Here is a 14,665-nt window from a genome sequence, read left to right on the forward strand (position 1 = left end):
AAATCCGATCCTTTAATGTTATTATATCCTCTGAACTCGCCAAAGCTCCATAATGGGTTACAACCATTGAAGCAAGGAACTTCCCGGATTCTATTGCTTCAGAAAATGACCTACCCTTGAGTACGCTTGCAAGAACCGCGGCATTGAAGGCATCTCCAGCACCCGTACCATCAACAACCGGGGCTTTTTTTACAGCAATTTCTCTTACTTCATTATCCTTTATATGGATTATAGGATCGCTTCCATTGGTTATGACAACATTGCCCCGGGCTTGTTCCCTTATAAGTTCTATAATCTCATGCAAATTCATAGCTGGAAAAAGAAGCCGCAAATCATCATGTGAGGGCTTACTATAGTCGGCCTTAAGCATCAGCTCTATGATGATTTTTCTCAATTCATCGGGCTCAATGTCTCCTTCAAGGCTTCTCATGTTCAGGTCAAAAGAGCAAAAAACTCCTTTCTTTCGTGCAAAGTTAAAAGCTTTTAGAATCGCTTCTCTGGCATTGCTATAGTTCAAGGAAAAAGCGCTTGTATGGAAAATTCTGGTTGTTTTTAATATATCCTTATGTTTATTGCTAAAATTCAAGAGAAGATTATCCCTATTTTTTATTGTGAAACTTGGATCCCCATTTTCATCTATGGTAACCGAAGCATAGAGGGTTTTTTCAGATGTGGCAAAAAGCGATGTTGGGAACCCTGAATCAGTAAGAAGGTTCATCAAAAAGTGCCCTTCATCATCCCTGGCCAGTGATGACTGAAAAGCCACTCGTATTCCCATTAAATGCAAATCCATCATGGTATTGAAAACCGAGCCACCCGCCAACCACCTTTCCTCGCCTTCAGCTGTGCGTATTTTATCGACGAGAATTTCACCCATTCCAAACACATCAGGCATTTAATCCACCTCTTTCATCAATCCTTAACTACCTTCCAGGCAGCCTTTCTTAGTCGATTCATTATTGCGAATCCGATCCCCTTTTCCGGGAATGTCTCAGATATGAGCAGTTTGAATCCCCTGGTGGGCAGTTCCCTGAGAGCATTGAAAAGATTCGCCGCGACTATGTACAGGTCATCTCTTGAACCCAAGATAACCCGATCGAATTTTTCCTTATATAGTTCCTTTGTTTCCTCAGAACAAAGTATGGCAACCTTTCTATTACTGTTAGAGGCGATTTCATTTATCGTCTTAAATGAATCAAAAGGGTTTCCTTCTACAAGAATGAGCTCTATATCAGGGGAATAATGCCGGTATTTCATTCCCGGTGATATAGGTGGGCCATCATAATTCCCATGTGCTCTGGCGGCCTCAGAAATGACGAGTTCCGGAAGCAGCGTTTTTAGCCTTTCGGGTGATACAGGTCCGGGTCTCAATAGCATTGGTTTCTCGGCTGTCATGTCTATAATTGTGGATTCAAGTCCAAAGAGTGTCTTGCCTCCCAGAATGATACAGGCCACTTTTCCATCGAGGTCTTCTGCTACATGCCAGTCCTCAGTTGGGCTTGGCTTTCCGGATAAATTGGCGCTGGGAGCAGCAATGGGAACACCTGATGCCGCGATCAGCCTCAGAGCAATGGGGTGAGCCGGGAAGCGAAGCCCTACGGTCTGCAAATTGGCGGTGACAACATCGGGAATTGAACGTCTTTTGTGAAAAATGAGTGTAACTGGTCCCGGCCACAAACGATGGGCAATCTCATAAGCATTTATGTCTTCAACCACGAGATTTTGTGCCATTTCTAGAGAGGAAACATGCACAATCAGCGGATTATCCTGAGGCCTTCCTTTGGCTTGAAAAATCTTCTTTACAGCATCGGGATTTAGAGCATTTGCTCCAAGACCATAGACTGTCTCAGTGGGAAAGGCTACCAGCTCACCATTCTTTATAAATTCAGCCGCACGGGCGATTTTATCCATTTCTGGCAACTCTGGAGATATTTTTAGTTTTAGGGTGTTCATTTAACCACCTTTTCTTTTCCAATAATAGCTGCCCCATAAGCACCGACAATATCCGGTATTTTGGGGATGAGAAATTTAACCCCAAGCTCTTCCTGAAGAGTTTTCACGATGCCACTATTTCGGGCAACTCCGCCTGTGAAAACCACCGGTGGTTGTCCCTTTACTCTTTTGTACATGGCGACTATACGCTTTGATATCGATCTGAAAAGGCCAGCAGATATATCATTTATTGATTCTCCTTTTCCTATCAGTGAAACCACTTCAGATTCAGCAAAGACCGTGCACATTGAACTAATCGATAGTTTTTTGCGAGCTCTTTCAGCGGCAGCTGCCATGGCGTCCAGGTCTTTTTCGAGTACGCGCGACATCACTTCGAGAAAGCGCCCGGTGCCTGCGGCGCACTTATCGTTCATGCTAAAATCCACCACACTTCCCTTTTCATCAAGCCGTATAACCTTGCTATCCTGCCCGCCAATGTCGATAATGCATTGTGCATGGGGAAATAATGTCCTCGCGCCTTTGGCATGACAGGTTATTTCGGTTACGGTTTCATTGGCGAAATCCACAATATCACGCCCATACCCTGTGGCGACGCAATAGGCGATGTCATCGGCTGTGAAGTTCATTTCTTCTTGCGCTTCCTTCAACAATTTATGAGCGGTTACACTGCCATTTATACCGGTAGGGGCTATTTTCCAGAGAAGTATTTCTTCACTGTCGTTGATGACCACTAAGTTAGTTGTTGTTGAACCCGAATCCACACCAAGAAAATACTTTCCTTTGGATTTCCTGCTGATTGCCCCTGCTATTCCTTTTCTGAGCTTTTCGACAAAAGCACCTATTCTCGTGGACAACTGCCCTAGGGAGCTCAATGGGAAATCTATCTCCAGCGATATAGAGGGAATTTCTTTCGGGACAGGATAGTCGTCGAAAAAATCGCAGAACTTTTGATTCAACTTTATCACTCCTTCGGGCTTCTGAGACAGGAGGATTTTCTGCAATGGGGAAGTGCCGCTTTCAATATCTACAAAACGACCACAAGGCACACGGCGCTGTATTAAACGGGTGGCTATTTCATAAAGTGGATCAGAAGCTGAAAATGCTTCACCGGTAAAGCCTCTCATTCCACCACAAGTTTCATTTAACACGAGTTCTGCGCCAATATCCTCTATCATCTTCAAAAATTCCCTGTCTTTTATTATCCCACCTACTACTGCCAGGCGTGGAACGCCCTTTCTAATGTATTTTAAAGATGGCTGATATCTTTTCCCGGAATTGGCAAAATCTATGGCCTTTTGAATCTCGTTGTATTTGAGGTTTTCTCGATGCAACTGCCACAGATAATCTTTTAAGTCGTTGAACCTTTTTATACCTTCTTTTAGCTCTTCGAGTGTTATGGAACTTCCTCTTACCAAGGATAACACCTCAAGTAAATTCGCCAGTTGATCCCTGTAAAAATTTTTTGATTCATCGTCGCGTTTCCATGGAAGTCTCAACTGAATGATCCTGGCCTTTGAAAAATCCCGTGCCAGGTCGTTTATTCTCCGCATAGCATCGCAAGAATCAACGGCAATAAAAAGATCTTCATCATTCATGGCTTTAAGTGATTCAAAGGTTGTTTTACAATAACCACATAGATTTCTGTGCACTAATGGATCTTCGGTATAATCAACGCTATCTATTTTCGCAAATGGGAGTTTGCTGGCGAGCAATATCTCCAAAGGAACGTAACTGCAGGCATAGTAGATCACTCTTTCACCCCCAGAATCTCAAGAAAAGCACTCACCCTTGTCTTGAGTTGACCTGCACTTTCCGAGTTATGATCCACGCAATCGCCGGTCAATTCTAAAAATGGGATCTTTTCCTGACTGAATACGCTTTTTAGATACCCAGCGCCTCCACTTGATTGACGACATCCCCAATGAGAAAAGTGAATGGCACCTGAAACGTTCAGTTCTCGGGCGAGATTTATCAGGAATTCCCCCCGCTCCTGGACACTGCCGGCTTCTATGTTGAACACAAGCTTCTCAGCAAGTGATTTTATAGGATCTTCTGGTCTTACAGGATACAACCAGTCCCACCACAGCTCGTCGGTAACGACCCAGGTTTTCCCTGTTGGTGAAAATGTTTCGAAAAGCGCATTGTCATAATAAGGTGGGATATGGAGCCAGAGTAGCCTGATATCAGGCGAAGTTTGCGAAGCTTCCAGATCTCTAATCAGCTCCTGTGAAGCTGTTAGCAGTTCCTTTGTGCCGGCAAGAGTGTGCATAACATAGAGGGCATTCATCTGCTCATATAGGTGCATAGGGATAGATTTTGAGATCAATAGTTTTCTTGCGCGATATAAATTTTCAACAGTCTGCTTTTCCCACTCTAAATGCTGCGCTAATTTATCGAAGGGGAATTTTCTTGCGGTGATTTCTTCAATTAATTCTATTAGCTGATAGAGTTGCCGCTCTACATATGGCACATATTCTGGTTTCCTTCCCCTGGGCACATCTATTAAAAAAAAGGGAGCTCCATAGGATTTCGCAATCTTATAAAAGCTTCCTGCATTTCCATCACACAAAATTGTGGTGGTAACAACGATGTCTGGCTTTGGAAAAACCTTCCAAAAAGCAGTGCCAATAGAAGTTCTGTGAAAGGTGCATAGACTGCTGGAGATGCCATTGCTTGAAGCAAGGCTTAATGGGAGGTCTTCAAGATGCATTGAAGACATAGTTCCACTTATACCTTCCGCTGATACAGGGCTCATCCCGGTTGCAAGAAGCAATTCAGAAGGCGCGAGAAGGTTAACCCAGGCCACATTATTGCCCTTCAAAGCCTTGAAGACTTCTAAAACCGCCAGATGATTTATCGTATTGATGAAAGCCGGCCTGTTTTTATCGGAGAATTTTTTCCTTCTAAGGGTTTCCAACCCCATCCCGGCTTTTAAAATTCCCCTGAACCTCGCGGGATCGTCCTTAAACTTTCTGAGAATACTGCCAAAAACTACGCTTTTTTTTGACATTCAATACCCCCTGATTATCATGCTTAAGTAAATTATTACATCAATGGTTTGATTTGTGAAGCAGTGAAGCGAAAACAAAAAAGGCAGCTATTTTCTCACGAGGAAAAAGGCTTTTCCGGATTTTACTGTGTACTTTATCAGATGAAATTCGCTAAGGCGTATAAGGTTCTTTACAGCAGAGATTGTCGGTACAAACCGGTACTTATCATTTACAAGTCTGTCCCCTTCCAAAGCCGGGTGCTTTTTGGAAAGCTCATCCTTTATGGCAGTTGATACCGAACCGCTGTTTTCGATTTCAAGAGCAATCAGCCCTTTTCCGCCAATTCTTAAGGCTAAATGCGCTTTATTGAGAATATCCAGATTTAAATCTGGAGGAAGGAGATTTGGTACGAACAAGAGCAGAAACCCGCCGAAAATGCCTATAAAAGATATATCGGTAAAAGCCATGTGCAAGATTCTTATGCCTCTATCTGAAAGTTTTACTGATTTGCATCTGCTATCAGATATTCCAATGATTTTAATGCCATTTTCACGCAAAAATTTCCAAAAGCCGCAGCCAGAACAATCAATATCAAGTATGACAGCGTTGTCCTCAAGTGTTGCAACAAAATGGATCAAGTAGTCTTTCAAGGTTTCATCGCTAAAAAGCTTCGAGTACGTTTTTGACATAGGGCCCGGCAGATCTTCAAGATACTGGTTTCTCCAGCTGGAGTTCATGTAATCACCTCAATCCATTCTATTATTAAGTGTTAACAGTTCCAATGAATGGGAAGAGTCTGGGAAAGAGAAATGTTATTTTGGATTGTCACATGATAAATGCTAAAATAAAATCTTAAGAGGGGGGAAGTCTAATGAAAAAGTTTTTCACGGTTTTCTTGTTGCTTTTGGCTTTTACTGCATTTGCTTGGTCTGGCCACGATGCGTTGACCTATTACATCATTTCAACTATGCCAGATATAGCGAACATCAGGGTACCAATAACACCGTACACTTATGAGAATATTGACTCCCGTGGGTATAACATGGAGAAAGCAAATTTCAACGATTATCTCGGACAGGAGTACAATCCCTGGGAGGACGATGACCTCTTCATGCCGGTATTTCAGAATCAGAAACCGGTGGATAATACCGCACCGCTGTGGCAGATACTCTCAGTGTATTCTTATGAACCCGACCTGGGCATGGACCAAGACCTCGATTTGAACTCAATGCAAAAATTAACGGGTGGCAGCCAGGGTTGGCGACATATGGAATATCGATTGCTGTTTATAAGGCTCGGTGAAGTATCGAAAAGTGTGGAATATTTTTCAGAACTTTCGACAAAAGTATGGGATATGAACGACCCTTACTGGGCTTATAGGTTCATGGCACGAGCGATTCATTACCTCGAGGATATTGGGATGCCTTACCATACTTTCCCGGCCCCCACTTGTGAGCTCTTTAAACTCATTTTCAATTTTGATAAGTGGTATGTTGCCTTCACTCATTATCACTACGCTTATGACTTCTACGGTGGCTACAGGCTATGGACAGGCTACGAACCTCTTGTCGAAGCCATTAAAAATGCCGAACCTGTTAAGATAAAAGATCCACGCAGAGATGCATTAAAACTAAGAAGATATGCCCGTGGAAAGCTCCCAAAGGTGTACTATGAAATGAAGAAACTCATGGGAGAAGATTTGGAAAGTGGTAGTATGGACTTTGCCTCAAAGGAGTATCTTGACAAATTGGTGGCTACCAAAGATACCTCAAAACTCGATGAGTTAACCATTGAGTTGCTTTCAAAGGTAGCTTCTTATGTAAAAGGTTATATACTGTATATGAGGGAAATACAGGGTTGGTGAAAGAAAAAGCTGCCGGAAGGCAGCTTTATTTTTTCTTCTTTCTACCTTCGATGGCAGATTGGGCAATTTTATAAAACTTTTCCAGCTTATCACAAACGGCTTTATTAAAGGTTCCTTTTGGATAAAGTCCATTTTTATTCATAGAACCAGCTTTTTTCCCTGAAAGCAGTTCCAGGGCTTCATCTACCGTTTCCACAGTCCAGATGTGGAAGAGCCCGTTTTTAACAGCCGCGATGATGTTGTCAGGCAATACCAAATTGTCCAGGTTACTTCGCGGAATAATTACGCCCTGTTCGCCGTTGAATCCCTTTATTTTGCAAAGCCTGAAAAAGCCTTCGATTTTTTGTGGAACGCCTCCCACTGGTTGTACGCGGCCATTTTGATTTATAGAACCGGTTACTGCAATGCTCTGTTTCAGGGGAATTCCGGAGATTGCCGAAAGGAGTGCCACCACCTCAGCTACCGAAGCGCTGTCGCCTTCAACCATGCTGTAAACCTGCTCGAAAGAGACATATGCGTTAAGGCTAAGGGGATGCAGTTGAGCATATCGGGCATGGAGATATCCCTGCACAATCAGTGAAGCCTTTGTGTGGATTTTACCGCTTAGACCTGCTTCACGCTGAATGTCCACAATGCCTTCACTGCCAGGGCTAACTTTGGCTGTTATTTTTACAGGAATTCCGAAACTCAGATCTTCAGTTTCAACGACGGTTAGTCCGTTGACTTCACCTACGGCTTTTCCTTTCGTATCAACATACAAAGTCGATCTTTCAAATTCTTCCTCGACTTTATCCCTGTAAAGGGAGACACGTCTTCTCATACCATTCCATGCTTTTTCTATATATTTCCTGCTTACAACCGCGGCACCTTCGATTTTCGCAAGTTCAGAACTCTCTTCAAGTAATTGCTTCAACGTACCGAATCTTATGGAGAGCTTTTTTCTATTACCAGATAACAAGATGGCTTTTTTTATTATTTCTTTGAGCGCTAAACGATCGAAGTCCAGTAAAGAACTTTCTGAAGCAATGGAGTGGACAAAACGGCAGAACTTCTCGGCTGATTCAGAATTGAAATCCATTTCCCAGTCGAATTCGGCTTTTATCTTAAAGAGTTTCTTAAAATCAGGATCATAAGCGGTAAGAAGCTGATAAATCCATGGTTCACCGATGAGAATGACCTTGACATCTATAGGGATAGGCTCTGGTTTCAGGGACACGGTGGAAACAAACCCAAGGCGATGTTCCAGATTTTCTATTCTCAAATTGCCATTGAACAAAACTTGCTTCAGCGTGTTCCATACATAAGGTTCACTGAGAACGTTTTTCGCATCAAGAATGAGATAGCCACCATTCGCGCGATGAATAGCGCCAGCTCGTATCATTGTGTGGTCAGTATCGAGCATACCCATCTTGGCTACATACTCAATTCTTCCAAAGAGATTTGAATAGGTTGCATTCATCTCCTCGATAATAGGTCTGCCCGTGCTCTTAGAATTGTCAACAAAGAGATTTACCGCATATCGCCTTTTGAAAAAGGTCATGGCATCGGGATTTTCGTTGAAGAAATAAGCGAGATTATCCAGTATATCTTTTTTGAGTCTTTCAAAAAAATCCGTAACTTCGATGTTGTCTTTGTATTTTTTCTTCAGCTCTGAGAGATGCCCTTCGATGGCAAAAGTAGCCACCTGTCTATTCAATTCTTTTAATTTGTCGCCATATTCTCTTTCCAGCTTTCGTAATTCGAGAATGTAAGAGTTGACGAGTTCTCTCACCTTTTCGCCGTGTTTTTCAATCTCCTTACGGTATTCATCAGGCAGGGCGTCATATACTTCCTGCGTAAGTGGCTTATCATTCCATAGGGGAATTGTAGCAACACCCGCTTGATTTATCTGGACAAGATATTGTTCTTCTCGTGCCTTATCGACGAGCTCTTTTAGTAAGCTGTTCTTTCGCTCGTTATTTTCACTCTGGAGTGCGTTTGCTTTTTTCTGGTAGTCGTCACTTTGAAAAGCCTCTTTTACCGATGTGACCATTATTTCAACAAAACTTTCGAGATCATTCTTCAATTTCCAACCCAAACCTGCTGGAGTGGAAATCACATTCGGTGATCGGGGGTCGTTGAAGTTGTAAACATACAACCAGTCTTTGGAAACACGTCCATCCTTTATTTTGCTGGTAAGGAATTTCCTTACGAATGTTCTACGGCCAGTGTTAGTCAAGCCGGAGACAAAGATATTAAAACCCATGCTGCTCATTCTAATACCAACTTCGAGGGCTTCAAGAGCCCGTTCCTGACCGATAAACTTTTCCAATTCTGGTAAGCAACTCGCCTTATCAATGGAGCGGGGCAGTCGGATATTCAGTTTCAAATCCTTCCAGCTGATCTTTCTCATAAAATCACCCCGTTTAAATAATAGCGCAACGGGAAGTCATGTCAAAGACATCGGAAGTATTAACCTAAAAACGTTATTTCCATTTTCATATTCATAACGAATCATTCCATGATGAAAACTGACAATTTTTGAGCTTATGTACAATCCAAGGCCAATTCCTCTGCTTTGTTTGTCGGTAGTTGCGAATTTGTCAAAAATTCTACTTCGCAGTTCCTTTGGTATAGGAATACCATTGTTGGAAATAAGCACTTCGATTTTATCTTCTGAATGCTTGAGTGCAATTTTCACACTCTTATCGGTGGCGTTTTTGCATGCATTATCTATAAGACAGGAAATAGCAGATTCGAGCAACATTTCATTGCCTGAAAAGGTCACCGTTGGCTCAAATTCAAGCTGAAATTCCAGGTTCTTGTGGATTGTCATGTATTTTTCGACAACTCTAGCTACCAGATCTGAAAGGTCGATCTTTTCGAATGTATAGCTACCCCTTTCCAATTTCGAGATATAAAGAAGTGCGTTTGATAACTCTATCACCCTGTTAAGCTCTTCTACACTATTAGTTATGCTTTTTATAAAGTCAGATGGTTCTTTTGCATTGAACAAGGCAACTTCGAGTGAAGATTTGGCGACGGCGAGTGGAGTCCTCAATTCATGAGCAATATTCAGCGAGATTGTTTCTATTTCATTGATGAGCTCTTCAATTTTATCAAGAGACATGTTAACCGCCTTTTCAAGTTTTGATATTTCTTCACCTGTTTTTTTTACATCGATTCTCCTGTTTAGTATACCCTCTTTGCTAATTTCCTGTAAAATCATACCAATTTGGCCAACGGGATTGAGAAGCTTTCCAGTAATTTTTTCTCCAAAAAGCCATATGAGCATGATAACCACACCGGTTCCGGAGAAGAGAAATAAGAAGAAGAATTTGAAAAATCTAAGCTCTGAAGCGATATTTCGCGCAACAACAAAGGAAACTAGGTCATCATTAATTTTCAAATTCCTGACGTACACTCTGTATTCTTCGATATTTGCAAAACCTGCTGAATTTTTCTCTTGAAGCCCAAAAAAGCTACCGGGTGATACATGAAAGCTGCTCACGAGTTTACCGTTCTTATAAATCTCAAAGGCCATCTTATCACTACCTGGCAGACTCAGAAAAGCGCTTCCCGGGATTTTTTGGGTGTATATTCTGTACAAATCATTGTAGAAAGCAATTATTCCAGAATCTATTTCACTTTTTTTCCAGCGATAAACGTAGAATATCAGTAGAAAAATAAGCAGCAAAATCAGGGGAACATAAGTTGCTAGGTACAGCAAGTTGATTTTCCTTTTAACGCTCATCATAGCCATCACCATCGAGTTTTTTAAGACGGTATCCCATTCTTGCCACAGTTTCTATAAATATATCATAGCCAAAAGGCTTAAGCTTGTTTCTGAGGTAGAGGATATAAACATCCACGATATTGCTTCTAGGCTCATAATGGCTTTCCCAGACTTTATTGATTATCTGTTCCCGGCTGAAAACAACACCCGGAAACCGCATGAGAAGCTCCAGTATACCAAACTCTCTCGCACTTAGCTTTATAGTATTGCCTTCAATGCGTGTTTCCCGCTTTTTGAGATCCATCTCCAATTCGCGATATTTTAAAATTTCCCTTTTCGAAGATTGCTCTCTCCGTATGAGGGCTTCTACACGTACGAGTAATTCTCTAAAGTCGAATGGCTTTGGAAGATAGTCGTCTGCCCCTACTGAAAAACCTTTTAACTTGCTTTCAATATCGCCTAATGCGGTTAACATTAGTATTGGGGTTGCCTTCTCTTTTCTCAGTGCAGCGCAAAACTCAAAACCCGAGAAATCCGGAAGCAATATATCGAGTATTACGACATCGTAATCCATAACCTGTGCAAGTTCGAGCCCATCTTCTCCAGTAAAAGCAAGATCTACAAGATAATTATGCGCTTCGAATCCCTCTTTGATATTTTCTGCTAATTTTTGGTTATCTTCTACAACGAGGATTTTCAATTTTTATTACCTTCTTTTCCTTTTTTAGGCGGTTTTGCTGGTTTTTTGGATGAAGGAGTTACCGGCTTTTCAGGGTGTTCTTTTTTCTCATGGGTAATGAGCTTTTCGTGTATTTCCCTCAATTTTGCTTCGCGTCCTTCTCTTTTCAGTATCGCGGGCGTAATGGAGTCAACAGTCACAATTGAATTCTCGGCCAGTATCTGCCACGTTAATTGGGTGTTCACTTCCTCCAAAAATATAGCCTGAGGCTCACCTGTTTCTGAAAGGAAAATAAGTGAAAGAGCATCAGTTATAGAAACTTTTGGCTTTCCATCGTAAGGCTGTGTTAAAGTTTCAGAAGCAAGAAGAGAAAGCGTTGTGCCGTCGAGGGTCATGGAAGCATTTTCTGTGATTACACACCAATTTCCTTCGTCATTGGAATATATGGCATAAATGTCTTTTGTGTTGTTCTCAGTTAGTTTTAAAATTACATCTAAAATACTCGTTTCAGGTGTGATATCCGGCTGAACAGATTCTATTATTTCATATGCTTTCTCAATGTCAAGGCCTGCCCCTGCAAAGAAGGCACATGGCAAAAACATCAACAGTATCAAAACGATGAATTTCATAAAATCACCTCAAAAGAGGGGGAGGTCCCCCTCCCTTTCAACATCATTTGCTAAGGTCAATTTCTATATAGCCAACAGGAACGGTTATTGACCTTGTAGCTACTGGTGTTAGATCTTCTATGTCAAACTCTGACGCATCATCGGTGTAGTAGTCATTATAGACTTTTAAGATGTAATCTCCTGCCCTTACTTTTGGGAACCTGAATTCTCCATTTTCCCATTTTGGATTTTCACGATGGGTAAATGTTGTTAACACTTCGTCATCGTCATCGCTTTCAGTGAAAAGTGCGACCAGCATGGGTGTCGCATGAGGGGTAACTACTCCTTCTACATCATAGAGCTCACCATGGCGCATATTTATAACAGGTGTCATGTGTAATTTGCCAACATTCTCCGGATCCCATCTACCCTGAACTTTGAGGGATTTAGAAAGGTCGAAATCCAAAACCAGTGTTGCATCTTTTGAAAAAACAAGAGGCTCCTTGAAGTTGTACTTGAAACTGTTAGAACTGACTTCTATGGGATATTCTTCACCTCTGATCGTAGCCGTAGCTTGACCTACGTAAAAGCGTAATTGGTCATATACTCCTGTTCCGTCAACAGTAGCAAGTGTGATTTCATCACCAACAAGTTCAAGTATGTTTACAACGGTACTTTCATCTGTCACAACCAAAGTTGTATCATCCGTTTTGAGTACCACCGCATCAATTTGCACATCAAGGCGTTCCAAATCGTCGATGTTCGCCACGGCATCAGTTAAAAGCACGCTCATACTTCCACTCTCATTAAATGGGAAAAGGAAACAACCTGAAATGACAAAAGCTACCAAAACGATAAGAAGCCATAAAATATTTTTCTTCATAATCTCACCTCCCTAACCTAAGACTAATAGGGAGGAATTAAAATAAAATTAGAATCACTATTTTGCTATGAGGTTTATTATGACATTTTCAATATCTGGCATTCCTGCAGTGCTGACAGTTTTGATATTTTTAAGAGTTTCCTCAATAGATTCTCCCACCAGCCCCTGGTTGTTTTTAACTCCCCTGCCTTCAAGTGCGAGAAGAGCGGAACTGAAGGCAAGACTTCCACTGAACCCCACTTTGAAAGCACAGCTCTCTTTTGCCCCATCACAGAGCATGCCAGTGGCACCAGCGAGAACTGTTTGAGCCGCATTGATGATTTGCTCTTTTGAACCGTCGAGGAGATAGGTTATTCCAGCTGCCGCTGCTGGGGCAGCTGCATTGGCTGCACCGCAGGTGGGGGTTAATCGTCCGAGCCTTGCTTTAATATAACTAACGAATAAATGAGACAGAATAAGAGCCTTTGAAACTTTTTCGCGGCTTGCCTTAATTTTCTCTCCGACAAGCCCTACAGGAATTGTAGTAGCAATTCCCTGATTTCCGCTACCACCTGTGCTCATAATGGGCTTTTTTACCCCTGACATCCGGGCACCGGAAGCTTCAATACAATAACGCCTTATTTTCGATTCAATAGAATTTTCAGCACCAAGACAGGTATATCTCCTTTTGCCCAGTGCAAACTCGGCCATGTCTTTATTTAGTTCATAGCTTTTGTAAGCCTTTTTTAATTCTTCAGGAGAAGCAGCTTCAGCCAATTCGAAAATTTCGTCGATGCTTTCAGGGGCTGGAATAAGAGCTTCAGTGGAGACGTCTTTTTTGAAAACAACTTTGCCGTCAAAACCAATCTCGGTTATCATATCGTGATGGCCTTCTATTATGCAATATCCCTGGTGAGACTTGTTCCTGGCATGGGCTTCAAGGTAGACTCCATCTTTGTCGGTAATGCAGGTTACTTTTACCCTGCCATTTTTAATGAGTTCCTTTGCCATGTTGCTGTACTCCGGTGAACAATCTTTCAGGGCTTCAAGCCCATACCTGGACTTGCCACAAAGCAAGGAAAGGGCAGCTGCCAATTGATTCCCCTTCTCACCATCAAGTCCGGGGATACCCACATACATGCCATTCTTGAACACGTTTGTACTTACTTTCACTTCAACCTCCAGATCCTTTGCATCATTGAAAAGCTCTTTTACTTTTGCCACAACAAGAGCAACTGCCGCTGGTTCGGTACAGCCAAGAGCGGGGACAACTTCTTGATCAAGAAATTTCTTTAAATATGACATACTTTTCCTCCTAAAATTGCACTTTTAGTGTGCTATATCAATCAAAAATAGTATAGCACCTGCGAAAAGATTTTAACGGGTGTTATCTCAAACCCGTTCTTCAATCTTTAATGGGCTTACATGCTCATCAAGAGGGCTTTCCTGAAAGTAAATTATCGCCTCGTCGAAACCCATACCCAGCAACAACCCCCGGAAGAAGTTCCGGGCACCATCTTTGGCGATTTCAATGAGTCCGGTTTTTGTAGATTCCTCTATTACTTTATTTCTTATTTCGTCAGCGTTATTCTTGAGAAAACTCAGCATATCCTTTTTCCCAAAAAGCCGAATGAGCATGCCGCTTTCGTTAATTACCTTGAGTTCCGCAAATTGCTCTATAAGAACTGTGATTTCCAAATAAGGTAAGGGAAGTTTGATTTTAATTCGTCTTATACCATTGGAATCGTTCACTTCAAGATTTTCGTCAGAAAGTTTTGAAAGATTCATTATTCCCCTCACGGTAACCGGAATTATCATCGTGTATTTTCCAGACAATCCTGGGAGCATGCTTTTCTTTTCTGTTTCATAAACTTGAGTGATTGTCAATTTGGCTGTACTCAGCTCTGGAATGCGTTCTATTCTGTTAATTATGGAAGTGCTTTTAATATTTACTTTTCGAGTTACGCGGTAGAGCAAAAAAAGGAGGAATATCA

The 14,665-nt window shown here is 41.9% G+C and carries 13 protein-coding genes; 1 reads left to right on the top strand and 12 read right to left on the bottom strand.

The window, feature by feature from the left end; all coding sequences use genetic code 11:
• From AC3LHT_RS03575 to AC3LHT_RS03595, 5 genes are all read right to left on the bottom strand, one after another.
• Window positions 1-895: carbohydrate kinase family protein (locus AC3LHT_RS03575; RefSeq protein WP_488662005.1), on the bottom strand; the 895-nt coding region annotated here is incomplete at its 3' end.
• A gap of 17 nt (window positions 896-912) precedes the next feature.
• Window positions 913-1,953 carry an L-threonylcarbamoyladenylate synthase gene (locus AC3LHT_RS03580; protein ID WP_488662006.1) on the bottom strand — a complete coding sequence of 347 codons (1,041 nt, stop codon included), beginning with the start codon at window positions 1,951-1,953 and terminating at the stop codon, window positions 913-915.
• Window positions 1,950-3,704, bottom strand: a complete 1,755-nt coding sequence (locus tag AC3LHT_RS03585; protein WP_488662007.1) for an acyl-CoA dehydratase activase — start codon at window positions 3,702-3,704, stop codon at window positions 1,950-1,952. The genes AC3LHT_RS03580 and AC3LHT_RS03585 overlap by 4 nt, the downstream gene beginning before the upstream one ends.
• Window positions 3,701-4,963 (bottom strand): 2-hydroxyacyl-CoA dehydratase subunit D, encoded by a 1,263-nt coding sequence (locus AC3LHT_RS03590; protein ID WP_488662008.1) that lies wholly within the window; start codon window positions 4,961-4,963, stop codon window positions 3,701-3,703. The genes AC3LHT_RS03585 and AC3LHT_RS03590 overlap by 4 nt, the downstream gene beginning before the upstream one ends.
• An 87-nt stretch (window positions 4,964-5,050) precedes the next feature.
• Complete coding sequence (locus tag AC3LHT_RS03595; RefSeq protein ID WP_290647112.1) at window positions 5,051-5,680, bottom strand: hypothetical protein; 630 nt, start codon at window positions 5,678-5,680, stop codon at window positions 5,051-5,053.
• 134 nt (window positions 5,681-5,814) lie between these two features.
• Between AC3LHT_RS03595 and AC3LHT_RS03600 the strand changes: the two genes are divergently transcribed.
• The gene (locus AC3LHT_RS03600) at window positions 5,815-6,807 is read left to right on the top strand and encodes a phospholipase C/P1 nuclease family protein (protein WP_290647111.1); all 993 of its coding nucleotides are present in this window, start codon (window positions 5,815-5,817) and stop codon (window positions 6,805-6,807) included.
• A 25-nt stretch (window positions 6,808-6,832) separates the two neighbouring features.
• Here AC3LHT_RS03600 and AC3LHT_RS03605 read toward each other — a convergent pair whose 3' ends face one another.
• From AC3LHT_RS03605 to AC3LHT_RS03635, 7 genes are all read right to left on the bottom strand, one after another.
• Window positions 6,833-9,199 carry a Lon protease family protein gene (locus AC3LHT_RS03605; RefSeq protein WP_290647110.1) on the bottom strand — a complete coding sequence of 789 codons (2,367 nt, stop codon included), beginning with the start codon at window positions 9,197-9,199 and terminating at the stop codon, window positions 6,833-6,835.
• 36 nt (window positions 9,200-9,235) lie between these two features.
• Entirely contained in the window at window positions 9,236-10,540 is a 1,305-nt protein-coding gene (locus AC3LHT_RS03610) for a sensor histidine kinase (RefSeq protein ID WP_488662009.1), read from the bottom strand.
• On the bottom strand, window positions 10,530-11,222 hold the full coding sequence (locus tag AC3LHT_RS03615; RefSeq protein WP_290647108.1) for a response regulator transcription factor: 693 nt from the start codon (window positions 11,220-11,222) through the stop codon (window positions 10,530-10,532). The genes AC3LHT_RS03610 and AC3LHT_RS03615 overlap by 11 nt, the downstream gene beginning before the upstream one ends.
• Window positions 11,219-11,830: a hypothetical protein gene (locus tag AC3LHT_RS03620; protein ID WP_488662010.1), complete on the bottom strand. Its 612-nt coding sequence runs from the start codon at window positions 11,828-11,830 to the stop codon at window positions 11,219-11,221. Before AC3LHT_RS03620 ends, AC3LHT_RS03615 begins: the two co-directional genes overlap by 4 nt.
• 43 nt (window positions 11,831-11,873) lie before the next feature.
• Window positions 11,874-12,692, bottom strand: a complete 819-nt coding sequence (locus AC3LHT_RS03625) for a DUF4382 domain-containing protein (protein WP_488662011.1) — start codon at window positions 12,690-12,692, stop codon at window positions 11,874-11,876.
• A 57-nt stretch (window positions 12,693-12,749) separates the two neighbouring features.
• Window positions 12,750-13,976 carry an L-cysteine desulfidase family protein gene (locus AC3LHT_RS03630; protein WP_290668260.1) on the bottom strand — a complete coding sequence of 409 codons (1,227 nt, stop codon included), beginning with the start codon at window positions 13,974-13,976 and terminating at the stop codon, window positions 12,750-12,752.
• Window positions 13,977-14,063: 87 nt separating this feature from the next.
• A partial coding sequence (locus AC3LHT_RS03635) for a DUF4230 domain-containing protein (protein WP_488662012.1) occupies window positions 14,064-14,665 on the bottom strand: 602 nt, incomplete at its 5' end.

Source organism: Kosmotoga sp., from assembly GCF_982836095.1.

What these genes read in the sequence shown, in the direction of transcription:
- AC3LHT_RS03580 (WP_488662006.1), bottom strand. Translation starts at nt 1,953, where the DNA reads ATGAACACCCTAAAACTAAAAATATCTCCAGAGTTGCCAGAAATGGAT.
- AC3LHT_RS03590 (WP_488662008.1), bottom strand. Translation starts at nt 4,963, where the DNA reads ATGTCAAAAAAAAGCGTAGTTTTTGGCAGTATTCTCAGAAAGTTTAAG.
- AC3LHT_RS03595 (WP_290647112.1), bottom strand. Translation starts at nt 5,680, where the DNA reads ATGAACTCCAGCTGGAGAAACCAGTATCTTGAAGATCTGCCGGGCCCT.
- AC3LHT_RS03600 (WP_290647111.1), top strand. Translation starts at nt 5,815, where the DNA reads ATGAAAAAGTTTTTCACGGTTTTCTTGTTGCTTTTGGCTTTTACTGCA.
- AC3LHT_RS03605 (WP_290647110.1), bottom strand. Translation starts at nt 9,199, where the DNA reads ATGAGAAAGATCAGCTGGAAGGATTTGAAACTGAATATCCGACTGCCC.
- AC3LHT_RS03610 (WP_488662009.1), bottom strand. Translation starts at nt 10,540, where the DNA reads ATGAGCGTTAAAAGGAAAATCAACTTGCTGTACCTAGCAACTTATGTT.
- AC3LHT_RS03620 (WP_488662010.1), bottom strand. Translation starts at nt 11,830, where the DNA reads ATGAAATTCATCGTTTTGATACTGTTGATGTTTTTGCCATGTGCCTTC.
- AC3LHT_RS03625 (WP_488662011.1), bottom strand. Translation starts at nt 12,692, where the DNA reads ATGAAGAAAAATATTTTATGGCTTCTTATCGTTTTGGTAGCTTTTGTC.
- AC3LHT_RS03630 (WP_290668260.1), bottom strand. Translation starts at nt 13,976, where the DNA reads ATGTCATATTTAAAGAAATTTCTTGATCAAGAAGTTGTCCCCGCTCTT.